Source organism: Franconibacter pulveris, from assembly GCF_056780215.1.
Genome location: NZ_CM165555.1, coordinates 321,301 through 345,870, shown reverse-complemented (window position 1 = coordinate 345,870; position 24,570 = coordinate 321,301). Strand labels below are relative to the sequence as shown.

The window sequence follows — 24,570 nt, the reverse complement described above, 5'->3', positions numbered from 1 at the left end:
ACGACACATGGCTATGGTTCAACCGAAATCCCAGAAGCTGCGCCTGCTGGTCACGCATTTGCTGCTGCTGGCGTTTATCGCCGCCATTATGTTTCCGCTGCTGATGGTTATCGCTATTTCGCTGCGCCCCGGTAACTTCGCCACCGGCAGTTTGATCCCTGAACAGATTTCCTGGGAACACTGGAAACTGGCGCTCGGCTTTAGCGTAACGCACGCCGACGGCCGCGTGCTGCCGCCGCCCTTCCCGGTGCTGCTGTGGCTGTGGAACTCGGTGAAGATCGCGGGCATTACGGCAGTCGGCATCGTGGCGCTCTCTACCACCTGCGCCTATGCGTTCGCCCGCATGCGCTTCGCCGGGAAATCGGCGTTGCTCAAAGGAATGTTGATTTTCCAGATGTTTCCGGCAGTGCTGTCGCTGGTGGCGCTCTATGCGTTGTTCGACAGGCTCGGTCAGTACGTTCCGTTTATCGGCCTGAACACCCATGGCGGGGTGATCTTCGCCTACCTTGGCGGCATCGCGCTGCACGTCTGGACGATAAAAGGCTATTTCGAAACCATCGACGGGTCGCTGGAAGAAGCGGCGGCGCTGGATGGCGCGACGCCCTGGCAGGCCTTCCGCCTGGTGCTGTTGCCGCTCTCGGTGCCCATCCTTGCGGTGGTGTTTATTCTGTCGTTTATCGCCGCCATTACCGAAGTGCCGGTCGCCTCGCTGCTGCTGCGTGATGTGAACAGCTACACGCTGGCGGTAGGGATGCAGCAGTACCTCAACCCGCAAAACTACCTGTGGGGCGACTTCGCGGCGGCGGCGGTACTTTCCGCCATTCCCATCACCGTGGTCTTCCTGCTGGCGCAGCGCTGGCTGGTCAGCGGCCTGACGGCGGGAGGCGTAAAAGGTTAATTTGCTTTCATCAACGTAGTGCCACTGTAACCCTCAGTCTTATCCCTGACTTGTTTTCTATTTTCGGCGGCCCCCGGGCCGCCATTTTTATTCGCGCTTCAGGCGCTTTGAATTACACAGCCACAGGGCCAGCACCAGCAGCAAAATCGCGCCGGAGTAAACCAGCACGTCCATGGGCGATTTATGGTCGACGATAATCAACCGCACGATAGCGGTAATGCCGATATAGACGAAATAGCGCAGCGGAAAGTGAAAGCCGGACTGGAAATATTTCACGATCAGCGCAATAAACTCAAAGTAGAGGAAGTAGACCACCAGCCCTTCCACCAGCTCATATTTGCTGGCCTGCTCGTTGGGTGAAAAGAGCACATCGGCAAGGTGCAGCGTCTCCTTGCCAAGGAAAATCACCAGGATAAGACCAAGGCTCATCAGCCCCAGGTTAAGCACCGTCTGGAGGATGGTAGAGATAAGCTCTACCCGTGCGCGCGAAGAGATGAACATCATAACTGCACCTCATAATCTGCGTTCCCGAGGCTGTTATACGTGAAAAATGTGACATGGATCCATATTTTTTGTTTATCTTTTGCACAGGTCGCCTCGCTCTACCACAGTTAGAGGTTTTGTTATTCATTCTTTCAAAAGGGAAAACAATGAAAATTGCCTGTCTGCATACGGCGCAAAGCAACGTTGAAGTTTTTGAGCAAGCGGCGCGGGACCTGCATATTCCCGAAGGCACGTTAAAACATCAGGTGATGGCGCATCTGCTCGCCCAGGCGGAAGCGGCAGGCGGCATGACGCCGGAAATCGAGAAAGAGACCATCGCCGCCCTGGCGGAGCTGCGTACCGACGCCGATGTGGTGCTGCTCACCTGCTCCACGCTGGGTTCTGCGGCCAACTACCTGGCGCAGGACCCGGGCATTGTGCGTGTCGACCTCGCGCTGGCGCAGGAAGCCGCCAAAGCGGGAGAGCCTATCGTGGTGCTGTGCGCCGCGCCCACCACCATTAAACCCACCGCCGCGCTGTTTCGCGCGGTAGCGCCGAAGGCGCCGCTGGCGGTAGAGCTTATCCCGCACGCGTGGGATACGTTTAAGGCTGGCCAGATGACGGAGTACTTCGCGCTGATAGCCGAGCGGGCGCAGCAGGCGCTTGATGAAGGGGCGGGTTGCGTGGCGCTGGCGCAGGCTTCGATGGCGGGCGCGAAAAACCTGCTTCCACACCCGAAGGTGCTGACCAGCCCACACAGCGCGCTGCGCCGGGAGTGGACGCGCCTGCAGGCTATTTTCGGCACGGAGGCGTAAATGCACCTGACGTTTCGCCATGCTACGGTTGATGACGCCCCGCTGCTGAGCGAAATGGGGTCTTGTACCTATCGTCATCATTTCGCGCACTTATGGCGCCGCGAAGAAGAGCTCAATGATTTTATCGCCGCGGAATATAGCGTAGCGGCGCTGCAGCAAAGCCTGAGCGCTGCCGACACCCGCTGGCTGATTGCCCATGCGGAGCGCCCGGCAGGCTTCGCAAAGATAGCCTGGCGAAAACCTGTGCCGGAGCAAACTTCTACCGGCGCTCTGCTGCACAAGCTTTACCTGATGCCGGGCGAGACGGGCAAAGGCTACGGCGAGCAGTTCTGGCAGGCTATTCTGCGCGAAGCGCGGGCAGAGAATGAGCGCTGGCTGTGGCTGGAGGTGCTGGAGGCGAACGCGGGAGCGCGCCGTTTTTATGACGCCCGGGGAATGAAAATGCTCACGCAGACGATATTCAGCAGCGCCACGCAGCAGAGCGTGCTGTTTGTTATGGGGAAAGCGCTTGATGAACATGCCTGAGGAGCCGACGCGCCGCCGCGTCGGCGTAAAAAATGTCACCGTGGGCCGCGACGTGGTGATTTACGAGCCCGCCAACCTTTACGGCTGCGAGCTGGAGGACGGGGTATTCATCGGGCCGTTTGTCGAGATCCAAAGCCGCACGCGCATTGGCCGCAACACCCGCGTTCAGTCGCATGCCTTTATTTGCGAGTCGGTCACGATTGGCGAAAATTGCTTTATCGGCCATGGGGTAATGTTCGCCAACGATATGTTTCGCGAAGGCAAACCCAACCCGGACCGCGAAAGCTGGGGGAAAATCGTGATTGGCGATAACGTGTCGATTGGCAGCGGCGCCACCATTCTCGCCGTTTCCATATGCGACGGCGCGGTCATCGGCGCAGGCAGCGTGGTGACCCGTTCGATTACCGAGAAAGGGGTCTACGCCGGCAACCCGGCGCGGCTTTTGCGTCGGCTGTAACGTTGCTACCCTCACCCAGCCCGCTTCCAGGGAGGAAGAGGGAGAAAAGCGCGCGGGTCTGCGCGCTCTTGCCCTTGCAGAAAAAGCCCCTCCTGACCGGGTCGCCCCAGTCCCCCTCCCCCGTGGGAGAGGGTTAGGGTGAGGGGCGATGCCCGCTTAGCGGAAATTCACGCTCTTATCGCTGGTCATGCTGTAGAGGTCAAACTTACGGCCCAGCATCTGGCCGCCGTCGCGGGTGAGCGGCGTCCAGCCAATCGCCGCGCGGCTGCGCGTTGCGCCGCCGGAGAAGAGATCGAACGGCACGGAAACATAAACCCCTTTGGTGAAGTCCCCTTCGCCGTACTCATCCGGCGAAACGTTGGTGATAGTGGCGTAACCGCCCACCACGATGCCGCTGTCGAAGTGTTTGGCTATCTCCAGCGTGCCGCCTTTGTCGCCCGCCAGGTATTGCCCTACGCTCGCTTTAATCAGCACGTCCTGGGCAAACGGCGGCGTCCAGTAGGCGGTCAGATGACCGGTTTTCACGCTGTAGTCAGTGAACTTCATCATGTTCTGCGGGCTGGTCCAGTCGCGCTGTTTCACGTAGTTCGCATCCAGACCAAAGGCCCAGTTGCTGTCCACCGGACGGTAAAGCACTTCCGCCCCCGCGCCGCCGTACATCGTTTCCAGATAACCGCCGTAAACCTGGCCGTACCAGCCGTTCCCCAGGTACTGGAAATAGTTGGCCTGGGCGTTGTTAACGTAATAGTCATTCTCTACATACTCACGTACGTGGGTACGCACGCGCGGCAGCGCCGAGTCGTTCGGCGGGTTGGTGTAGTTAAACTTGCCATAGTTGTTGGCGATGTTAGCGAACAGGCTGCCGGTCGTCAGCAGGTGATCGGTAAGCCACAAATCCGCCGTGGCCATCACGCCCACCTGATACATGTAGAAGTTTTCCGGCCCGCCGACAGACTGGTTCAATACCGGGTTGAGCGAGAAGTTAAAGCGCGACTTCTCAATGTACCAGCCCTGCTCGGTGCTTTCCGGCACCACCGGCTCCATGCGTTTTTGCACCAGCTCCGTTTCATGGCCGAGCGGCTCGCCTTCCAGATGACGCTTCAGGCTCGCCACGTCGGTTTCCGTGGTGACCTGCGGCATGTTGAGGCGCGTTTCGGTGACGCGAATAGTGCGCACCCCTTCCGGCAGGTCGTTCATGATGATGCGGTTCGCGCGCTCAATGCCTTCCTGCGAATCGCGGTATTTAAACTGCTCGCCGGTCACGTACAGCGTGTCGCCTTTTACCTGAATCTGCGGGTTGTTCAGCCCGGCGTTGTACTTCAGCGAGGTAAGCTGGTTCGCCACGACGCTGTGCTGAAGAATTGCCTCCTGCGGCTGCGGCTGATACGCCGGACGGCGATTATCATTATAAGAAGGACGCAGGTCGTTGAAGTTGGTGCGCAGCGTAAAGCCGAACATCAGCGTGTTGCCGCGCTCGTAGCTCAGGTTAACATCCGCCCAGTCGGCGACGCGGTAAATCGCGCCCACGTTAAACTTGCTCTTCTGGTCGATTTTACCGGCGAAATCTTCGCTGTAGTTATTGCCTTCATACTCAAGCTTCAGGCGCAGCGGCTGCCATGGCGTCTGGTATTCAACGCCGCCGAAAATCGCCGCCGGGCCGTGGAACATGGCGCTGCCGTCGATGGAGCCCGCTTTCTGGTAGCTCGGATCGCGGTAGCAAAATTTGTCGTCATATTCGCAGAACGGGTTTTTCACGTTGCCGCTGGTGCCCAGATAGCCCCAGCCTAAGCCGAGCGAGAAATCAAACGGTCCCCAGGCTTTGTTCGCCACCACATATTCACCGTCAAACAACCCCGTACCGCCCAAATCGCGGGCGCCCACCGCGACCTGCGGCAGGAAGTAGCTCTCTTCCCACAGCCGCAGCTTCACGTCGAAAGCTTTGTCTTTATAGGTCTGATTGCCGGAGAACGACTCGACGTTACTGTAGTTTTTAGTCCGCACGTCGGTGTAGCGCAGCGTGGTTTCCAGCCACGGGAAGAGCTGCACGGAAGCGGAATAGTAGCGGTACTGATCGTTATCGCGGTAGTTGAGGCTCAGTTCCCCTTCACGCGCCATGCGCGCCGTAGGGGTTTGCATTAAGCCCACGCCGCCAAAATCGGACTGTGAGGGGCCGACGGGCGCGGGATAGGTTTCTGCATGGCAGGCGCAGGAGACCGACAGCGCCAGCAAACTGTAAAAATAGCGTTTCTTCATCAATCCGGTATCCGCTGCGTCAGCGAGCGAAGTATCTGCTCGTTCAGATCGTCATAAGAAGAGGTAAAGGTGTGCTCTGCGAAGCCCAGAAAAATAATGCTGCCGGGCATCGGCTCCACGTGACGTTTGTTCCAGTAAGCGACAGGCGTCTTTTGCGTGCGCCCGTCGGGGTAGACGACCCAGGCATAGCTGCGCTCGCCGCCGCTAAGACGGCTCACCTCATCCAGATAATCCGCGACCGATTTTCCGGGCGTGAAGGGCTTCGGACCTGGCGCGTTGACAAGCCCCATCAGCGTAACGGTGGTCGGCTGCGCTCCCACCCACAGCGAGTAGTCGCCCTCCAGCGGCACGTTGTTGCCTGGGCTTACGCGCACGCTGTCCGGGTCCAGCGTAATAAACTGGCGACCAGTCACTTTTATCGCGGCAAGTTGCTGGCGCACGCTGTTAATGGCGGCGGCGTCATCGGCGTCTTCATCGGCCGCCAACGCCGCCAGCCGACCCAGCAACGCCTGATGCTGCTGTTGCGCCACGGCGCTCGCCTGACGTTCGCTGATAACCGCGCCAGGCCACCAGCTTTGCGTAAGCTGAGGCTGGGTAACGAGATCGGCGAGCTTCTGCGCGCCAGTGACTTTCAGGGGCTGTGCGTGTTCGGGATAAACCGTAATGGTGCCTGCGGCAAAAGCCGACAGGCTGCCCAGGCTTAAAATAAGTGATGCGAGGGCTGCTGTTCTCATTCTTTTGCCGCCTTCAACAGGATAGTGGTAACCGGGAAATAACCTGCGCCAAGGTACTGCTTCGACTGACGGATCGCGCCTTCGCTGTCTATCCAGTAGCGGTTATGCCAGCTTGCCGCCTCGGTGGTCACTTCTTCATCCAGCACGCGAACCGGCGTGGACTCGCTGCCCACCTGTATGCTGTCCGTTCCGTCCCAGGTAAAGGTCGAGCGCGCCGTGGCGTAACGCGTCTGACCGCGCTCCGTCCAGCCCATCACACGCGTCCAGCCTGCGCCGTCAACAATCTGGTTCGCTTTCAGCAGCGGATCGTCGTTGATGTTCGTTACGCTAATCAGGTTGTCGCGAAGATTGAGGGTTTTCACCAGGCGGCCATGCTGGGTTATCAGCGTGGTCTGGTCCTGGGTCACCCATTTTTGCTGGCCGTTTTCCGAGAACGCCAGCACCACAAACAGCTGCGGGCCGTTGTTTAACGTCATGTACTGGCTGGCGTAGGGCATATTTTGAATATCGTCATCTGTCAGATGGACGCCATCCGCGCCCGTTACGCCGCGCCAGAAAGAGGTTGCCATTCCTTTGATATTGGAGGAACAGGCCTGGAGAAGCAGGCAGAGCATCACAATCGCGAGTCGCTTCACGACATTTCCTCAGGGGTCAAAATAACCACACCGTAGTGTGGTTATGGTTAAAGCACCGAAGGTTACTGCGTGGTGCTGGTGGTGGTTGTGGTAGTGGTCCCGGTGTTAGAACCGTCGCCGCCACCGGTCGCAGCGAGCGCTACGCCGACAACCGACCCGACAGTGCTGGTAGTCGTTGCAGTAGAAGAACCTACCGACACCGACGTCGCCGCTGCGCCTGCCGCGTCACCGGTCGCTACCGGCTCCGCGTTGGCCGCAGTCACGCCCAGCGCTGCTATGGCAAAAATGCCATAAACGATTTTTTTCATAACAATTTCCCTTCATTGAATGAATGGAGATGTGCCCGAAAGGGTTTCAGGCGCAATCGAGTATACACAACAACGCCTGCGGGTTTATGGCATCGGGAAATAAGCGGCGGGTTTTAGGACAAATAGATAAAATGAAAATGTTGAGGGCGATAATTTAATTAAAAGATATTATTATTCAAACAGTTAAAATATATTTTTAAAAACATCCAATCCGTTTAATCCTAAATTACCCTGAGAAAATGAAAGGCTAAAAACACTTTTTCAGATTAACCTCAAAGCCGGGCGGCTCTGAGTTACCGCCACAACGGGATTTCTCCGATAAAAAATGCCGGCGCTCAGGCCGGCATTATTCAGCACAACACGTTAATTACGCGCGCCACGCTTTGTAGCGGTTAATCAGTCCGTTGGTGGAACTGTCGTGGCTGTCGATCGCGTTATTGTCGCCGAGTTCCGGCAGGATGCGGTTGGCCAGCTGTTTACCTAATTCCACGCCCCACTGGTCGAAGGTGAAGATGTTCAGAATAGCGCCCTGGGTGAAGATCTTGTGTTCATAAAGCGCAATCAGCGCGCCCAGGCTGAACGGCGTGATTTCACGCAGCAGGATGGAGTTGGTCGGGCGGTTGCCTTCGAACACCTTAAACGGCACCACATGATCCAGCTGCGCCGGGTCTTTCCCCTGGTCGCGGAATTCCTGCTCCACCACGTCGCGAGATTTGCCAAACGCCAGCGCTTCGGTCTGGGCGAAGAAGTTGGACAGCAGCTTCTGGTGGTGATCGGAAAGCGGGTTATGGGTGATGGCCGGCGCGATGAAATCGCACGGTACCAGCTTAGTGCCCTGGTGGATCAACTGATAGAACGCATGCTGGCCGTTAGTGCCCGGCTCGCCCCAGATGATCGGGCCGGTCTGGTAATCCACCGGGTTGCCGTTGCGGTCGACAAACTTGCCGTTGGACTCCATGTTGCCCTGCTGGAAGTAGGCGGCAAAGCGGTGCATGTACTGGTCGTACGGCAGAATGGCTTCGGTTTCGGCGCCAAAAAAGTTGTTGTACCAGATGCCAATCAGCGCCAGCAGCACCGGCAGGTTTTGCTCAGGCGCGGCGGTAGAGAAGTGTTTGTCCATCTCGTGAGCGCCGGAAAGCAGTTCAACAAAGTTGTCGAAGCCCACGGAGAGGATGATGGAAAGGCCAATCGCCGACCACAGGGAGTAACGGCCGCCGACCCAGTCCCAGAATTCGAACATGTTGGCGGTATCGATGCCGAACTCGCCCACCGCTTTGGCGTTAGTGGAGAGCGCCGCGAAGTGTTTCGCCACGTGCTGCTGGTCGCCCGCGGTTTTCAGGAACCAGTCGCGCGCGCTGTGGGCGTTGGTCATGGTTTCCTGGGTAGTAAAGGTTTTAGACGCCACGAGGAACAGGGTGGTTTCCGGGTTTACTTTTTTCAGCACTTCGGCGATGTGGGTGCCGTCGACGTTAGAGACAAAGTGCATGTTGAGGTGGTTTTTATAGGGGCGCAGCGCTTCGGTCACCATGAACGGGCCTAAGTCGGAGCCGCCGATGCCGATGTTCACCACGTCGGTGATCGGCTTGCCGGTATAGCCTTTCCACTGCCCGGAGATAATGGCCTCGGAGAATTTTTTCATCTTCTCCAGCACGGCGTTCACTTCCGGCATCACATCTTTGCCGTCCACCAGGATAGGCGTATTGCTACGGTTGCGCAGCGCGACGTGCAGCACGGCGCGGTCTTCGGTGCGGTTGATTTTTTCACCGGAGAACATCGATTTGATGGCGCCTGCCAGGTCAGTCTCTTTCGCCAGCGCCTGCAGCTTGCTGAGGGTCTCTTCGGTAATGCGGTTCTTGGAATAATCGACCAGCATCAGGTCATTGAACGTGGCGGAGAATTTGCTGAAGCGGTCGGCGTCTTTGGCGAACAGATCGGCGATTTTTACATCCTTCATCTCTGCATAGTGTTGCTCTAGCGCCTGCCAGGCGGAGGTCTGCTTCGGATTGATGTTTTTCATAGCAATACTCTTGTGATTTGAGAATTGAAACTGCGGTCGATTGTAGCGCTTGTGGCTGGAATTGTGATGATTTTTATCATGGCGTTGGTTGCGCGCCACCGTGTCGGTTAAGACGAAAGTATAGCTGTTATAAGTTATTTTCCTGGCAGGCGGCGCAACATGAAAAATCCCCATGACCGTATCGTTGACAATAACCCTGCTAACCCTTTATTTATGAATAAATACCGGCCCGACGCGCGCTGCGCGTCGTCAGCCGGTAAATTTTAGGTTGTTTCGGTGTCGCGCTGTGCCCACTGAACAAACCTGATACTCCAGCATTTCGTTTTGCCACGGTAAAACATGCCGCGGAAGAACAAAAAGCAAAGAGTATCCTGATACTCCAGCATTTCGTTTTGCCGCAAGACGGCGACGCAGCGAATCCCCAGGAGCATACAAAAGTATGTGACTGGGGTGAGCGAGGAAAGCCAACGCCGCGGCAGGACGAAAGGCGCAGAGTATCGCCAGAAGAGGCGCGTCGCCCAGGTATCGTGTCCGAGGAGCCACTCCAAAGACGGCACGGGAGGGGGAGCGACGCCGAGGTAGCGTGGCGTCTGGCAACGTTCGCTATCGGCTACAGGGGCTGAATCCCCTGGGTTGTCACCCGAAACGTCAGCAGTCGAACGTTTCGCAAGGTGGAGCGCTTCTGGGTGTATGTGGTTGTGGTTTTCCCGCCTGCGTCCGCCCCCTTACCGCTCTCTCCTTGTTCCAGGGCTGAATACTTTATACGCCATGCGCTATGGCCCCCTGACACGAGGTTGTTATGACAGATTCTTTAGTGGTCGCGAAATTTGGCGGCACCAGCGTGGCGGATTTCGACGCCATGAACCGCAGCGCCGACGTGGTGCTTTCCGATGACGCTGTGCGCCTGGTGGTGCTTTCCGCTTCCGCGGGCGTGACCAATCTGCTGGTGGCGCTGGCCGAAGGGCTGGAAGCCACCGAGCGCTTCGTCAAGCTCGACGCCATCCGCAAAATTCAATACGACATTGTTGAGCGGCTGCAAAACCCGACGGTTATCCGCGAAGAGATTGACCGCCTGCTGGAAAACATCGCCACCCTTTCTGAGGCCGCGTCGCTTGCCACCTCTCATGCGCTGACCGATGAGCTGGTCAGCCACGGCGAGCTGATGTCCACCCTGCTTTTTGTCGAGATCCTGCGTGAACGCCGCGTGGAAGCGCAGTGGTTCGACGTGCGCAAAGTGATGCGCACCAGCGACCGCTTTGGCCGCGCCGAGCCGGATGTAACGGCGCTTTCTGAACTCTCGACGTTACAGTTGAAGCCGCGCCTCGCCGAGGGGCTTATCATCACCCAGGGCTTTATCGGCAGTGAAGCGAAAGGCCGCACCACGACGCTTGGCCGCGGGGGCAGCGATTATACCGCCGCGCTCCTTGGCGAAGCGTTGCAGGCAAGCCGCGTCGATATCTGGACCGACGTGCCCGGCATTTACACCACCGACCCGCGCGTCGTGCCCGCGGCGAAACGCATTGATGAGATCGCTTTTGAAGAAGCGGCGGAGATGGCGACGTTTGGCGCGAAAGTGCTGCACCCGGCCACGCTGCTGCCCGCCGTGCGCAGCGATATCCCGGTGTTTGTCGGCTCCAGTAAAGATCCGAAAGCGGGCGGCACGCTGGTGTGCAACGAAACCGCCAACCCGCCGCTGTTCCGCGCGCTGGCGCTGCGCCGCAAGCAAACGCTGCTGACGCTGCACAGCCTGAACATGCTGCACTCGCGCGGTTTTCTCGCCGAAGTCTTCAGCATTCTGGCACGCCACAATATCTCCGTTGATTTGATAACCACCTCGGAAGTGAGCGTGGCGCTGACGCTCGACACCACTGGCTCCACCTCAACCGGCGATACGCTGCTGACGCAGGCGCTGCTGACGGAGCTCTCCTCGCTCTGTCGCGTGGAGGTAGAAGAGAACCTGGCGCTGGTGGCGCTGATTGGCAACGATCTATCGAAGGCGTGCGGCGTGGGCAAAGAAGTCTTTGGCGTGATGGAACCGTTCAACATCCGCATGATCTGCTACGGCGCCTCCAGCCATAACCTCTGTTTCCTGGTGCCTGGCGCGGAAGCGGAGCAGGTAGTGCAGAAACTGCATCACAACCTGTTTGAGTGATAAAAAAATGGCCTGACAATGTCAGGCCATTACCGTTTCATAAAGCAGCTTATCTAACCTGGTCGCGCAGGCCTTTTCACTGCGCGGCAGGTCGGGCGGCGTTTCGCCGCGCGCCAGCTCCTGCGTGATAAAGGCATGTATCCGCGGCATCGCCGCGCCGTACTCCGCCTCGCCCGCATGCTGTTTTCTCGCCAGCAGCGCGTCTATTTCCTGACGCAGCAGCGGATCGGTCACCACGCCATCCAGCAATTCAACAAAACGCATCGGCGGCGCGCCCTTGCCCGCTTCTATCCAGCGAACCGCCAGCAGCGGGCGCAACACGTAGAAATATTTCTTCAGCCGCACCGTATCACCCTGCAAATAGCCGCGAAAGTTTTTCCGCGCCATGGAGTAGTAGTGCCAGCGCGCCCGCTCTGCGGAGAACCATACTGGCACCTGTTCGCGCAGCGCGGCGATGACCTTTTCATCCTGCTGATAGACCACTGGCGAATCGAGCCACTCGATAAGCGTCGGGTTAGCGCGCTTGAGCAGCCCGAGCGCTTTGCGCCACTCCCAGCCGCAGACGTCCAGCGTGTCGTCTATCGGCAACTCGATGACGTCGCGCGACGCATCAACGCGTAAATACCACTCGGGCGGATGCACATAAAGAAAGCGCACATCGTAATCGCTGTCCGGCGAGGCGAAGCCCCAGCCGCGGCTGCCTGATTCACAGGCGTACAGCACCTTCACGCCGTAGCGCGCTTCCACTTCTTTCAGCACGTGTCGCACGCGCTCCCGCATGGCGGCGTCAACGCCGTTCAGTTCCATTTTTTTATCCTTTTACGCAAACCACCTGGCGCAGGGTATGCACCACTTCCACTAATGAGGCCTGAGCGGCCATCACCGCATCGATATCTTTATACGCCATCGGAATTTCATCGATAACGTCGCTGTCTTTACGACACTCCACGTGCGCGGTGGCGCGGATCTGATCTTCCACCGTAAAGCGCTTTTTCGCCGCCGTTCGGCTCATGGTGCGCCCGGCGCCGTGGCTGCAGGAGCAGAAACTCTCTTCGTTGCCCAGACCGCGCACGATAAAGCTTTTCGCCCCCATCGAACCGGGGATAATCCCCATCTGCCCTTTCTGCGCGGAGACGGCGCCTTTGCGCGTCACCAGCACATCCTCGCCGAAATGACGCTCTTTCTGCACATAGTTGTGGTGGCAGTTCACCGCCTCCTGCTGGGTCATAAAGGGTTTCTTGATGACCTGAGACAACGCCGCCAGCACGCGGGACATCATCACTTCGCGGTTATGACGCGCGAAATCCTGCGCCCATTCGACGGCTTCGATGTAATCCGCATAATGCTTGCTTCCCTCTTCAAAATAAGCGAGATCGCGATCCGGCAGATTAGCGATATGCCGCTGCATATCTTTCTGAGCAAGCGCGATGAAGTGGGTGCCGATGGCGTTACCCACGCCGCGCGAGCCGCTGTGCAGCATCACCCACACCCGCTGCTGCTCGTCCAGACAAACCTCGATAAAGTGGTTGCCGGTACCCAGCGTGCCCAGGTGCTGATAGTTATTGGTTTTCAGCAGATTTGGATATTTATCGGTGATCCGCTTAAAGCGCGGCGCCAGGTGCGCCCAGTGCGCGTCCACTTCCTGCGGCGCGCGGTTCCACGCCCCTTTATCCCGCTGGCCGCGGGCGCTGGTGCGCCCGTGCGGCACGGCATGCTCAATGGCGCTGCGCAGCCCGCTGAGGTTATCCGGCAGGTCGCTTGCAGTCAGCGACGTGCGCACCGCAATCATCCCGCAACCGATATCCACGCCCACCGCCGCCGGGATAATCGCCCCTTTGGTCGGAATAACGCTGCCGATGGTCGAGCCTTTACCCAGATGCACATCGGGCATCACCGCCAGGTGTTTAAAGATAAACGGCATTTTCGCCGTTTTCAGCAGTTGCTCGCGCGCCTCTGATTCTACCGGCACGCCGTTGGTCCACATTTTTACCGGCGCGCTGTTTTCACGCGCCAGCAGTTGATAATCGTTATGCTGCATTTGTCTTTCCTTTAATGTTTACAAGACCGTGCAATACCTGGTCCAGACCGCCAAACACCGAGATTTTATCGATGCGCTCCGCCACCCTTTCCAGCGTCTCCAGCTCTTTTAAGCGCAGCGCCACCGGATTGTTTTCCATCACTTTGGCGGTGTTCAGTAACGAACGCGTCGCCGCGGTCTCTTCACGCCGGCGGATAACATTCGCCTGCGCGGATTTTTCCGCCTCCACCAGCCGCGACAGAATGGTCTTCATATCGCCGGGCAACACGATGTCTTTCACGCCTGTTGAGGCCACCTCAATGCCGAACGGCGCCATGCGGGCAATCACCTGCGCGCTCACCACGTCGTCGATGACCTGCTTGTTTTCCAGCAGTTCATCCAGCGTGCGCGTCCCTACCGCTTCGCGAAGCGCAAACTGCAACTCGCGATAAAGGTAATCCAGCGGCTTCGCCAGCTGGCTGTACGCCTGCAGGACGTCGAGATAACGCCAGTTCGCGCCGAGGTTGATGCGCAGATTCACTTTATCTTTGGTCAGGATCTCCTGGCCCGACACTTCCAGCGCCTGCAGGCGCGTATCCACGACTTCCGCCTCCACGAGGTGGTTGATTTTCCAGTATGCGCTTAAGCCTGGCGGCAGCAGCGCCTGCGTCTCGCCGTCGATTTTCAGCACGCCGACGTGCCAGGCGGGGACCTGCACCGTCAGGATCGCCTCGCGGCCTTTCACCGCCTCGTTGCGACCGCGCGGCTGCAATACTGCATTCATGACATCAATGGGCACATGCACATCCTGCGTGCTCATGCGTTTTACCTGCAGGCTGTCGCCATCGCGCCAGAACAGCCGACGCGCGCCCGGCGGGATGATTTCCAGCAGTACGCCGTTGCGGTAAAGCGCTGCCGTTTCCTGTTCGGCGGTATCGACCGACAGACAATATTTTTCTACCCATTCCGGCTGAAAGCGGCGCAGATAATCGGCAAGTTCCGGCGCCACGTCGTCGCCGTTTACATCCACCACGGTCACGTCCGGTTTGTTAAACCACGGCAGGCGATGTTCGCCCGCCTCCAGCACCTGATAAAAGTCGCCCTGTTTTGCCAGTAAACCCAGTTGGCCTTTTCGAATCGTGATTTTGTTATTCATTTTTATCTCCCTGTTTTTCACTTGCCGGCGCGAGTGCGGACACGGAGCCGCAGGGAAACGGGCCATGACTGCCTGCGCGTTTTGCCTGCGGCCCGGCGTCGTTACCGGCGCCCGCTCGGGGTGGTCATTACAGCCGACCACCGGGTACTGCTTGCATAGCTCTCTGGAGAAGAGGTGGCGAATCAGGAATCGAACCTAATAAAACCGACTTTTCGCCCATGTCTTTCCACTGGCGGAACGCCCCCTGGATAACGTATTACCGTTCCCGGTGCGCCGGCGGGGCTCATATCCCCTGCGACCCCAGTGTGCTGACATAACAGGTATTGCCAGAAGCATGCCAGTTTCGGTTAAGGGAGAAATAAAAATTAATTCATTGAAAAACAAAGATAAAAAAACAGAAGCCGCCATTCATGTATTATCATGATGATCAATAATTTATAATTATTTATCTTGTTTTATATATAGGTATAGACATGCAAAAGCGGCGGGTAGTAATTGGCGTGTTGGGTACGGTGCTGGACAAGCGCGGCAAGCGGGAGAACCGCTGGAAGAAATGGCGGCCCACCGTCGGCCTTTGCCAACAGCCCGGTTTCCCAGTCGACCGGCTGGAGCTACTGCACCAGCCGCGGGATAAAGGCATGGCAGAGCAGCTTAGCGAAGACATCGCTGTCGTTTCGCCGCAGACGCAAGTGCGCCGCCACCCTGTTACGATTGTTGACCCGTGGGATTTTGAAGAGGTTTACGCCGCCTTTCTCGACTTCGCCACGCACTACCCTTTCGACACCGAAAACGAAGAGTACCTGGTACATATCACCACTGGCACGCATGTGGCGCAGATCTGCTGGTTCCTGCTGACGGAAGCGCGTTACCTCCCCGCCAGCCTGCTGCAAACCAGCCCGGCCAGGGGCGAGGCTACGGACCTGGAGAAAGCCGCCGGCACCTGCTCGGTTATCGACCTCGATTTAAGCCGCTACGCGACGCTCACCAGCCGTTTTCAGCGCGAGCAGCAACAGTCGGTCTCGTTTCTGAAGGCGGGCATCGACACCCGCAACGCCACCTTTAACCGCCTGATTGACCAGATAGAGCGCGTGGCGCTGCGCTCCACCGCACCCATTCTGCTTACCGGCCCTACCGGCGCGGGTAAATCCTTTCTCGCGAAACGTATTTTCCAGCTGCGCCAGGCGCGTCATCTTGTGCAGGGACGGCTGGTGTCGGTGAACTGCGCGACGCTGCGCGGTGATAACGCCATGTCGACCTTATTCGGCCACGTCAAAGGCGCGTTTACCGGCGCGCAGCAGGCGCGGGCCGGTCTGCTGCGCGAAGCGGACGGCGGCGTGCTGTTTCTCGATGAGATAGCCGAGCTGGGGCTGGACGAGCAGGCGATGCTGCTGAAGGCGATTGAAGAGAAAACGTTCTTCCCGTTTGGTTCGGATAAAGAAGTGCGCAGCGATTTCCAGCTTATCGCCGGCACGCATCGCGACATGACGCAGTGGGTCGCCGAAGGCCGCTTTCGTGAAGATCTATACGCCCGCATCAACATGTGGGCCTTTGCGCTGCCGGGCCTTGCCGAACGGCGCGAGGACATTGCGCCTAACGTGGAATATGAGTTGCAGCGCTTCTGCGCAGAGCAGCAAACGCAAATCCGCTTCGATAAGACGGCGCGCGAGCGGTATCTCCTCTTCGCCTGCTCGCCGCAGGCGCGCTGGCCGGGCAATTTTCGCGAGCTTGGCGCATCGGTTGCGCGCATGGCGACGCTGGCGGACCAGGGGCGCATTACCGAGGCGTTGGTGGAAGAAGAGATTCTGCGGCTGCAACAAAGCTGGCGGCCCGCGCACGGCGCCGTTGCGCTGCCCGTCGACCCGGCAACCCTCGACCTCTTCGACCAGGACCAACTGGCGGCGGTCATCGCCGTCTGTCGCCGTTGCAGTACGCTCTCTGAAGCCGGGCGGGCGCTTTTCGCCGTCTCACGGCAGAAGAAAAGCAACCCCAACGACGCCGACCGCCTGCGTAAATACCTCGCGCGCTTCGGGCTCAGTTGGGAGAGCGTGCGCGGCGCAGGATGAGCGCATTTCATCATAATTTGTTTGAATAACTTTTCTTTGCACGATACACAATAGCTATGGCCGGGCCCGCTCCCGGCTTTTTTATCCCCGCATAGCGATAACGCAACGCCGCGCTCACAGCGGCAGGGGAAACACAACGACGCAACCTGCAAGGAAAAGAATCATCATGCTCGCAACATTCACGCGGCTGTTCCCGCTCTGGGCGCTGCTGCTCTCGGTTTTGGCTTATTACACCCCTTCTACCTTCACGCCCGTTGGGCCCTGGGTCAGCACGCTGTTAATGCTCATCATGTTCGGCATGGGCGTGCACCTGAAGCTTGATGATTTCAAACGCGTGCTCTCTCGCCCCGCGCCGGTGGCGGCAGGCATTTTTCTGCACTATCTGGTGATGCCGCTGGCCGCCTGGCTGCTGGCGATGCTGTTTCATATGCCGCCGGATCTTTCCGCCGGGATGGTGCTGGTGGGAAGCGTGGCGAGCGGCACCGCGTCCAACGTGATGATCTATCTGGCGAAGGGCGACGTGGCGCTGTCGGTGACCATCTCCTCCGTCTCTACGCTGGTGGGCGTTTTCGCCACGCCGCTGCTGACGCGCCTTTATGTCGACGCGCATATTCAGGTGGACGTGATGGGCATGCTGCTGAGCATTCTGCAAATTGTCGTTATCCCGATTGCGCTGGGGCTGATTGTGCATCATTTCTTCCCGCGTCTGGTGAAAGCGGTGGAGCCTTATCTGCCCGCGTTTTCGATGGTCTGTATTCTGGCTATCATCAGCGCCGTGGTGGCGGGCTCCGCTTCGCATATCGCCTCGGTAGGCCTGATGGTGATTGTGGCGGTTATCCTGCATAACAGCATTGGTTTGCTTGGCGGCTACTGGGGCGGAAGGCTGTTCGGTTTTGACGAGTCGACCTGTCGCACGCTGGCCATCGAGGTGGGCATGCAGAACTCAGGGCTTGCCGCCGCGCTTGGCAAAATCTACTTCTCGCCGCTGGCCGCCCTGCCCGGCGCGCTCTTCTCGGTGTGGCATAACCTTTCCGGCTCTCTGCTGGCGGGCTACTGGTCCGGGAAGCCCGTCGATAAACGCAAGCGGGAAACCGTGCGGGAGAGTTAATGTGAAATGCCGGGGCTGCCCGGCATTTTTATTTCAGCAGGCTTATCCTGTGTTCTTCGCCGCTATCACGTACACTGGACTGACTTTCCCTGAGAGGTAGCCATTATGTCCACCGCCAGACTGACCCAGAAAGAGATGACCGAAAGCGAACAGCGCGAATTAAAAACGCTGCTCGACCGCGCCCGCATCGCCCATGGGCGCACGCTGACCAACGCCGAAGCGAATCACATTAAGAAAGAGTACATCGACAAACTCATGGCGCAGCGGGAGCTGGCGGCGAAACAGGCGCGTAAGCTGAAGAAGCAGCAGGCTTACAAGCCGGACAGCGAATCCACCTTCTCCTGGTCCGCCAGCACGCCTGCGCGCGGGCGAAGGTGATGACTTTTTGCATTCGCATGCTGCGGAGTCGCTAAAAATGGCTACGGATTAGTAGCCATTAAGCAAAAAATCGACTGCATCGCGTAATGGGGTCGAGAGTAAATCAGGCAGGCGATCTTCTCCTGACTTAGGCAGTAAATTTAAATTCTAATGCGCTTTATCGAGACGTGTTCCAGTTTCGTCAACCGCAACTGTTTCCCTTTTCTGACGGCACTTATGCTCCTTCGGTCAGTTTGTAAAACCGGATTGTAGTTTTTAAAATACAGGGAGCGTTATGAAGCAGATCCTTCAGACAGAAGCATTTCGCCATTGGGAGTTAACCCTGAAAGACAAACGCCTCAGAACGATAATTGCCGCTCGCCTTTTTCGTCTGGCAAATGGCCTGCCTGGGGATGTGAAACCAGTCGGTTCAGGAATTAGTGAATTGCGCATTCACTACGGCGCTGGGTACCGAATTTATTTCAGACAACAGGGCGAGATCATCATTATTTTGTTGTGCGGTGGCGATAAGAGCAGTCAGGACAAAGACATTTTCCTTGCCAAAACGTTGGCTAAGGCATCAGAAAGCCAGGAGATATTTCGTTATGAATAAGTTAACCCGCTACGATCCCGCATTGGCATTGGTTGATGATGAAGAGATTGCTGTTTTTATGGCAGATGCGCTGGAAACGGGGGATGGGACATATATAGCTAAGGCTTTGGGCGTCGTGGCACGCGCTAAAGGGATGACACAATTAGCGGCTCAGACGGGGCTGTCACGCGAGCAGCTTTATCGTTCTTTCAGCGAAAAAGGAAACCCAACGCTTAAAACCACCCTGGCGGTGATGAAAGCGTTGGGTCTCGGGTTAACCATCAAACGTTAATGCGTTACTCCGCTCGCTCCTCATCGTCGTCCGGCTGCTCCAGCACGCTGTAGGCCACCGCGCAGAACAACGAGTTCAGCCGCTTCATGTCGCCAAGCAGGCTCAGGTGTAACGAGCTGGTTTCAATGCTCTGCACATTCTGCTGATGCAGCCTGTCAACGTGCGCATGAGAGTAGCGCCGGTTAAGAATGCGAAAGCGGTGTTTATAGCGGCGCAAACGGCGCGCGCTCGGCACGTCGCCGGAGAAAAAGACCGACATGCTGAGCTTCAGGTTGGCGGTAAGCTGGTTAAGCAGCGTATCCAGCTCCTTAATGCCTTCCGGCGAAAACGCCCGCCGCGCGGCCAGCGATTTATCCGCCACCTCGCTGCCCATGCGCTCAAGAATGTCCGCCGCCTGATCGAGGTTCAGCGACATCTCAATAATCTCCGCCCAGCGTTTCGCTTCCGCTTCCGGCAAATCCTCTTTCGGCATGCGCGCCAGATAGAGCTTGATGGCGGTATAGAGCACATCCACATCGTCGGCCACCTTGCGCAGCTCTTTCTCCTGGCGCGGTTCACCGTGCATGACTTTGCCGTACAGCTCCAGCATATGCTCCAGCGCGTCGCCCATGCGCAGCGTCTCTCGCGCCGCATTAGCAAGGCCCAGCGCCGGGGTGTCGAGCGCGCTGGTGTCCAGGTGGCGCGGCTTCAGCCGCGCGTCGGTCTGCGGGTCATCTTTGATCATCCGGCGGCAAAAGCGCGCCATCATTCTGGCGAAAGGCACCATCGCCAGGCAGCGGATGAGGTTATAAAAGACGTGAAAATAGATAACCAGTTCGGACTCCGGCAGCGGCAATTTATGCAGCCCATTCGCCAGAAGGTGAACGAACGGCAGCACGATGAGGCTGCCCACCAGCTTGAACATCAGGCTGCCAAGCGCCACGCGCCGGGCGGCGGCGTTCGCGGCGCTGTTGTTGAGCATAGCGAGCAGGCCAGAGCCGAGGTTGGCGCCAATCACCAGACAGAGCGCCACATCAAAAGAGATAACGCCGGTCGCCGTCAGCGTGGCGGTCAACAGCACGGCGGCAAGGCTTGAATAGCTGATGATAGCGAACACGGCGCCTATCAGCGCATCGAGCATGATATCGCCCGTCAGCGAGGCGAAAATCACCTTCACGCCCGAGGCTTCGGTAATCGGCGTGACCGCCTGCACGATAAGCTCCAGCGCCTGCAGAATAAGCCCAAGGCCGATGGCGACGCGCCCAAGCTGACCCGCCCGGGTTTGCTTGCGGCTTAAGAAGAAAATGACGCCGACGAAAATCAGCAGCGGCGAGAGCCAGGAAAGGTCGAAGGTCAGCACGCGCGCCATCAGCGCCGTACCGACATCGGCCCCCAGCACAATGACCAGCGCAGGCGTGAGCGCCACCAGATCCTGCGCGACAAACGAGGTGACTAACATCGTGGTGGCGTTGCTGCTCTGCACCAGCGCAGTCACGCCAATGCCCGCGCAAAAGGCGAGCGGTTTTTTCTCCACGCTGCGGCTTAGCACGGTTCTTAACCGCGCGCCAAAGACGCGCATTACGCCGGTACGCACAATGTGGGTGCCCCATACCAGCAGCGCCACCGCAGACAGCAGGTGTAACAGCGTTAACACGGCTTCTCCTTATGGTTGTTGTTTTCCTTTGATACCGATTTTGCAATGAAAACCTTCCCCTTGCGGCAAAGGCAAACAGGTAAGACGGATAAGCGAAACGATCCCTCGAGTTCAGGGTTGGGGCGCTACGCTTACCCATCCTGCGAAGCAGGTACGCAACGGCGAGGGCGTTAGCTTAAACCGTTTAATGAGTATAAGAGCTTAATCACAGGAAAGCGGGCGGGATAGCCGCAAAGGCGCGTCGGCGGGCGGAAAAATGACAAATTTATGATGGTCTACATTTTACGAGGAAAAAAATGCAGCCAGGTTTCTTGCACCATGCAGTACGCGTTCGATTATCGATAAGAAGCGCCAGTCATGCCGCTCTGGCGCTTATACAATTTAATCCGCATCGTATCCGAGGTTAGGCGCAAGCCAGCGTTCCACTTCCGTGGCGCTCATCCCTTTACGCTGTGCGTAATCTTCCACCTGGTCGCGCTGGATTTGCGCGACAGCGAAGTACTTGCTGTCCGGGTGGCTGAAGTACCAGCCGGAAACCGACGCCCCCGGCCACATGGCGTAGGACTCGGTCAGCTTCATGCCGATGTGGGTTTCCACATCCAGCAGCGCCCAGATAACCGCTTTTTCGGTGTGATCCGGGCAGGCCGGATAGCCAGGCGCCGGGCGGATGCCCTGGTAGTTTTCGCGGATAAGCTCCTCGTTGCTGAGGTTCTCATTCGGCGCATAGCCCCAGTAGACTTTACGCACGCGCTCGTGCAGGTATTCGGCGAACGCTTCCGCCAGGCGGTCCGCCACCGCTTTCACCATGATTTTGTTGTAATCGTCATGCTGCGCGTCATAGGCTTCGGCCAGCGCGTCTTCTTCAAGCCCGCCGGTCACAGCGAAAGCGCCGATGTAGTCCGCTTTGCCGCTGCGTTTAGGGGCGACGAAATCAGCGAGGCAGTAGTTGGCGAAGCCCACTTTTTCTGTCTGCTGGCGCAGATGATGGCTGACCGCCAGCACATGGGTGCGCGTTTCGTCGCGGTAGATTTCAACGTCGTCCAGCACGCGGTTAGCCGGAAAGAGCCCTACTACGCCGCGCGGGTTCAACGATTTCTCCGCGCTCAGCATGTCGAGCATGTCGTTGGCGTCTTTAAACAGGCGCTGCGCCTCAACGCCTACGACTTCATCTTCGAGAATCCGTGGGTATTTGCCGGCAAGCGACCAGGTCATAAAGAACGGCGTCCAGTCGATGTAGTTGCGCAGCGTTTCGATGCTGGCGGTCACTTCCTGCACGCCCAGTCGGTGAGCCACCGGCGGGGTGTAGCTCTCCCAGTCGAAAGCGAGATCGTTTTCCCGCGCCGCGGCAAGCGTAACCGGCGGAGTACGGGGCTTTTTACGACCATGTTGGATACGCACGGTTTCATACTCCTTACGGGTACGTTCGACAAAGTTGTCGCGCAGCGTGTCGGAAAGCAGCGACGAAACCACGCCCACGGTGCGCGAGGCGTTCTGTACATAGACCGTCGGCCCGCTGTAGTTCTGCTCGATTTTCACCGCCGTATGAGCTTTCGAGGTGGTCGCGCCGCCAATCAGCAGCGGCAGGGTAAAGCCCTGGCGCTCCATCTCTTTCGCCACGTTCACCATCTCATCGAGCGACGGGGTGATAAGCCCGGAAAGGCCGATGATATCGGCTTTTTCTTCGCGCGCGGTTTTGAGGATTTTATCCATCGGCACCATCACACCAAGATCGATGATTTCGTAATTATTACACTGCAACACCACGCCGACGATATTTTTGCCGATGTCGTGCACATCGCCTTTTACCGTGGCGAGAACGATTTTGCCGTTGCTTTTGCCGACCTCTTTGCTGGCCTGAATGTACGGCTCAAGGTAAGCCACCGCCTGTTTCATGACGCGGGCGGATTTCACCACCTGCGGCAGGAACATCTTACCCTCGCCAAAGAGGTCGCCGACCACGTTCATCCCGTCCATCAGCGGCCCTTCAATAACCTCAATGGGACGAGCCGCCTGCTGGCGCGCCTCCTCGGTATCCTGCTCGATAAACTCGGTGATGCCTTTTACCAGCGAATATTCAAGGCGTTTTTTTACGTCCCACGAGCGCCATTCGGCCTGCTGCGGGTCTGCCGCCGCGTCGCTTTTGCTGCCGCGGTATTTTTCCGCCAGATCCAGCAGCCGCTCGGTGCCGTCGGCGCGGCGGTTGAGAATAACGTCCTCTACCGCGTCGCGCAGTTCAGCGGGCAGGTCGTCGTAAATCGCCAGCTGTCCGGCGTTTACGATCCCCATATCCATGCCGTTGCGGATGGCGTAATAGAGGAATACCGCGTGAATGGCTTCACGCACCGGGTCGTTGCCGCGAAACGAAAACGACACGTTCGATACGCCGCCGGAAATCAGCGCATGGGGCAGCTCACGCTTTATGTCCTCGCAGGCGCCGATAAAGTCCTGCGCGTAGTTGTTGTGCTCTTCGATGCCCGTCGCCACCGCAAAGATGTTCGGGTCGAAAATAATATCTTCCGGCGGGAAGCCCACCTCTTCAGTAAGAATCTGGTATGCCCGGCGGCAGATTTCGATTTTACGCGCGCGGGTATCCGCCTGGCCCACTTCGTCAAAGGCCATCACCACCACCGCCGCGCCGTAACGGCGCACCAGCTTCGCATGATGGATAAAGGTTTCAACGCCCTCTTTCATGGAGATAGAGTTAACGATGCCCTTGCCCTGAATGCACTTGAGGCCCTTTTCAATGACTTCCCATTTCGATGAGTCGATCATAATCGGCACGCGGGCGATATCCGGTTCGCCGGCTATCAGGTTGAGGAAACGCACCATCGCCGCTTCGGCGTCGAGCATCCCCTCATCCATGTTGATGTCGATTATCTGCGCGCCGTTTTCGACCTGCTGGCGCGCCACATCCAGCGCTTCGCTGTACTTCTCTTCTTTGATAAGGCGCTTGAATTTAGCGGAGCCGGTTACGTTGGTGCGCTCGCCGACGTTCACAAACAGCGAATCGTCGCCGATATTGAGCGGCTCCAGACCCGCCAGGCGGCAGGCGACCGGAATCTCTGGCAGCTTGCGCGGCGGCAACCCTTCCACCGCGCGGCTCATGGCGGCGATGTGCGCCGGCGTGGTGCCGCAGCAGCCGCCGACGATATTCAGAAAGCCCGACTCCGCCCATTCGCGGATTTGCCCGGCCATGACGTCGGCATCTAAATCATATTCGCCAAAGGCGTTCGGCAGGCCGGCGTTGGGGTGCGCCGTCACGTAGCATTCCGCAATGCGGGAAAGCTCCGCCACATACTGACGCAGCTCATCCGGCCCCAGCGCGCAGTTAAGGCCGAAGGAGAGCGCGTCCGCATGGCGCAGCGAGTTGTAAAACGCCTCCGTCGTCTGGCCCGAGAGGGTGCGCCCGGAGGCGTCGGTAATGGTGCCGGAGATCATGACTGGCAGCTCGACGCCCAGCGCGTCGAACTCAGCTTTCACGGCGAAAATAGCGGCTTTGGCGTTAAGGGTGTCGAAAACCGTTTCAATCAGGATCAGATCTGAACCGCCTTCCACCAGCGCCCGGGTGGATTCACGGTAGGCTTCCACCAGCTGGTCGAAGGTGACGTTGCGGTAAGCCGGGTCGTTAACGTCCGGTGAAATGGAGGCGGTGCGGTTGGTCGGGCCGAGCACGCCTGCGACGTAGCGCGGTTTTTCCGGCGTGCGGGCCGTCCACTCGTCAGCGCAGGCGCGGGCGAGCTTCGCCGCTGCAAAGTTGATTTCCGCCGACAGCGCTTCCATCTGGTAATCGGCCATCGCGATGGTGGTTGAGTTAAAGGTGTTAGTCTCAACGATATCCGCGCCCGCTTCAAAATAGGCATAGTGAATGGCGGCGATGGTTTCTGGTTTGGTCAGCACCAGAAGGTCGTTATTGCCCTTTAAGTCACACGGCCAGTCGGCGAAACGTTCGCCGCGGTAATCCTGCTCTTCCAGACGGTAACTCTGGATCATGGTGCCCATGCCGCCATCGAGCACCAGAATACGTTCGGCTAGCTGCTGACGCAGCTTCTCAACTTTGCTACTCACATTCACTCCC

At 58.1% G+C, this 24,570-nt stretch carries 21 protein-coding genes and 1 riboswitch; of the genes, 10 read left to right on the top strand and 11 right to left on the bottom strand.

Annotated elements, in window-relative coordinates:
• The first annotated feature begins 7 nt into the window (after positions 1 to 7).
• Entirely contained in the window at positions 8 to 898 is an 891-nt protein-coding gene (malG, locus tag ACU4F7_RS01720; protein WP_029593169.1) for a maltose ABC transporter permease MalG, read from the top strand.
• Between the two features lie 87 nt (positions 899 to 985).
• On the opposite strand, the gene psiE is transcribed toward malG, so the two are convergent.
• A complete protein-coding gene (gene psiE / locus ACU4F7_RS01715) occupies positions 986 to 1,399 on the bottom strand; it encodes a phosphate-starvation-inducible protein PsiE (RefSeq protein WP_029593170.1) in 414 nt (137 codons plus the stop codon).
• Positions 1,400 to 1,548: 149 nt separating this feature from the next.
• On the opposite strand from psiE, the gene ACU4F7_RS01710 reads away from it, so the two are divergent.
• The 3 genes from ACU4F7_RS01710 to ACU4F7_RS01700 are packed head-to-tail and all read left to right on the top strand — an operon-like array spanning position 1,549 to position 3,178.
• Positions 1,549 to 2,196 (top strand): aspartate/glutamate racemase family protein, encoded by a 648-nt coding sequence (locus ACU4F7_RS01710; RefSeq protein ID WP_481637908.1) that lies wholly within the window; start codon positions 1,549 to 1,551, stop codon positions 2,194 to 2,196.
• Positions 2,197 to 2,721, top strand: coding sequence for a GNAT family N-acetyltransferase (locus ACU4F7_RS01705; protein WP_035888592.1), 525 nt, complete (start codon positions 2,197 to 2,199; stop codon positions 2,719 to 2,721). It begins immediately after the preceding gene.
• Complete coding sequence (locus tag ACU4F7_RS01700; RefSeq protein ID WP_152977148.1) at positions 2,714 to 3,178, top strand: acyltransferase; 465 nt, start codon at positions 2,714 to 2,716, stop codon at positions 3,176 to 3,178. Before ACU4F7_RS01705 ends, ACU4F7_RS01700 begins: the two co-directional genes overlap by 8 nt.
• Positions 3,179 to 3,334: 156 nt before the next feature.
• Here the strand turns inward: ACU4F7_RS01700 and ACU4F7_RS01695 are convergent, their stop codons facing one another.
• From ACU4F7_RS01695 to pgi, 5 genes are all read right to left on the bottom strand, one after another.
• Positions 3,335 to 5,431 (bottom strand): YjbH domain-containing protein, encoded by a 2,097-nt coding sequence (locus ACU4F7_RS01695; RefSeq protein ID WP_029593174.1) that lies wholly within the window; start codon positions 5,429 to 5,431, stop codon positions 3,335 to 3,337.
• Entirely contained in the window at positions 5,431 to 6,165 is a 735-nt protein-coding gene (locus ACU4F7_RS01690; protein WP_029593176.1) for a capsule biosynthesis GfcC family protein, read from the bottom strand. The genes ACU4F7_RS01695 and ACU4F7_RS01690 overlap by 1 nt, the downstream gene beginning before the upstream one ends.
• Entirely contained in the window at positions 6,162 to 6,800 is a 639-nt protein-coding gene (locus ACU4F7_RS01685) for a YjbF family lipoprotein (RefSeq protein WP_029593177.1), read from the bottom strand. The genes ACU4F7_RS01690 and ACU4F7_RS01685 overlap by 4 nt, the downstream gene beginning before the upstream one ends.
• Before the next feature lie 62 nt (positions 6,801 to 6,862).
• Positions 6,863 to 7,108, bottom strand: a complete 246-nt coding sequence (gene yjbE / locus ACU4F7_RS01680; RefSeq protein WP_029593180.1) for an exopolysaccharide production protein YjbE — start codon at positions 7,106 to 7,108, stop codon at positions 6,863 to 6,865.
• 367 nt (positions 7,109 to 7,475) lie between these two features.
• Positions 7,476 to 9,125 (bottom strand): glucose-6-phosphate isomerase, encoded by a 1,650-nt coding sequence (pgi, locus tag ACU4F7_RS01675; protein ID WP_481637907.1) that lies wholly within the window; start codon positions 9,123 to 9,125, stop codon positions 7,476 to 7,478.
• A gap of 496 nt (positions 9,126 to 9,621) precedes the next feature.
• A riboswitch (Lysine riboswitch) is annotated at positions 9,622 to 9,815 on the top strand.
• A 109-nt stretch (positions 9,816 to 9,924) separates the two neighbouring features.
• On the opposite strand from pgi, the gene lysC reads away from it, so the two are divergent.
• A complete protein-coding gene (gene lysC / locus ACU4F7_RS01670; RefSeq protein WP_029593182.1) occupies positions 9,925 to 11,277 on the top strand; it encodes a lysine-sensitive aspartokinase 3 in 1,353 nt (450 codons plus the stop codon).
• A 21-nt stretch (positions 11,278 to 11,298) separates the two neighbouring features.
• On the opposite strand, the gene ACU4F7_RS01665 is transcribed toward lysC, so the two are convergent.
• The 3 genes from ACU4F7_RS01665 to ACU4F7_RS01655 are packed head-to-tail and all read right to left on the bottom strand — an operon-like array spanning position 11,299 to position 14,450.
• Positions 11,299 to 12,084 carry a nucleotidyltransferase domain-containing protein gene (locus tag ACU4F7_RS01665; RefSeq protein WP_481637906.1) on the bottom strand — a complete coding sequence of 262 codons (786 nt, stop codon included), beginning with the start codon at positions 12,082 to 12,084 and terminating at the stop codon, positions 11,299 to 11,301.
• Positions 12,085 to 12,088: 4 nt separating this feature from the next.
• Positions 12,089 to 13,315 (bottom strand): RtcB family protein, encoded by a 1,227-nt coding sequence (locus ACU4F7_RS01660; RefSeq protein WP_024557336.1) that lies wholly within the window; start codon positions 13,313 to 13,315, stop codon positions 12,089 to 12,091.
• Positions 13,305 to 14,450, bottom strand: a complete 1,146-nt coding sequence (locus tag ACU4F7_RS01655) for a slipin family protein (RefSeq protein WP_048887158.1) — start codon at positions 14,448 to 14,450, stop codon at positions 13,305 to 13,307. Before ACU4F7_RS01655 ends, ACU4F7_RS01660 begins: the two co-directional genes overlap by 11 nt.
• Positions 14,451 to 14,923: 473 nt before the next feature.
• Between ACU4F7_RS01655 and rtcR the strand changes: the two genes are divergently transcribed.
• The 5 genes from rtcR (at position 14,924) to ACU4F7_RS01630 (ending at position 18,862) form a co-directional block, all read left to right on the top strand.
• Complete coding sequence (gene rtcR, locus ACU4F7_RS01650; RefSeq protein ID WP_481637905.1) at positions 14,924 to 16,513, top strand: RNA repair transcriptional activator RtcR; 1,590 nt, start codon at positions 14,924 to 14,926, stop codon at positions 16,511 to 16,513.
• 166 nt (positions 16,514 to 16,679) lie between these two features.
• Positions 16,680 to 17,621, top strand: coding sequence for a ketopantoate/pantoate/pantothenate transporter PanS (gene panS, locus ACU4F7_RS01645; RefSeq protein ID WP_481637904.1), 942 nt, complete (start codon positions 16,680 to 16,682; stop codon positions 17,619 to 17,621).
• Positions 17,622 to 17,726: 105 nt separating this feature from the next.
• Positions 17,727 to 17,999, top strand: coding sequence for a YjbD family protein (locus ACU4F7_RS01640; RefSeq protein WP_029593185.1), 273 nt, complete (start codon positions 17,727 to 17,729; stop codon positions 17,997 to 17,999).
• A 274-nt stretch (positions 18,000 to 18,273) separates the two neighbouring features.
• A complete protein-coding gene (locus tag ACU4F7_RS01635; protein WP_481637903.1) occupies positions 18,274 to 18,591 on the top strand; it encodes a type II toxin-antitoxin system RelE/ParE family toxin in 318 nt (105 codons plus the stop codon).
• Complete coding sequence (locus ACU4F7_RS01630; protein ID WP_029593190.1) at positions 18,584 to 18,862, top strand: addiction module antidote protein; 279 nt, start codon at positions 18,584 to 18,586, stop codon at positions 18,860 to 18,862. The genes ACU4F7_RS01635 and ACU4F7_RS01630 overlap by 8 nt, the downstream gene beginning before the upstream one ends.
• A gap of 4 nt (positions 18,863 to 18,866) precedes the next feature.
• On the opposite strand, the gene ACU4F7_RS01625 is transcribed toward ACU4F7_RS01630, so the two are convergent.
• On the bottom strand, positions 18,867 to 20,495 hold the full coding sequence (locus tag ACU4F7_RS01625) for a Na/Pi cotransporter family protein (RefSeq protein WP_024557343.1): 1,629 nt from the start codon (positions 20,493 to 20,495) through the stop codon (positions 18,867 to 18,869).
• A 381-nt stretch (positions 20,496 to 20,876) separates the two neighbouring features.
• On the bottom strand, positions 20,877 to 24,560 hold the full coding sequence (gene metH / locus ACU4F7_RS01620; protein WP_481637902.1) for a methionine synthase: 3,684 nt from the start codon (positions 24,558 to 24,560) through the stop codon (positions 20,877 to 20,879).
• Positions 24,561 to 24,570 lie beyond the last annotated feature (10 nt).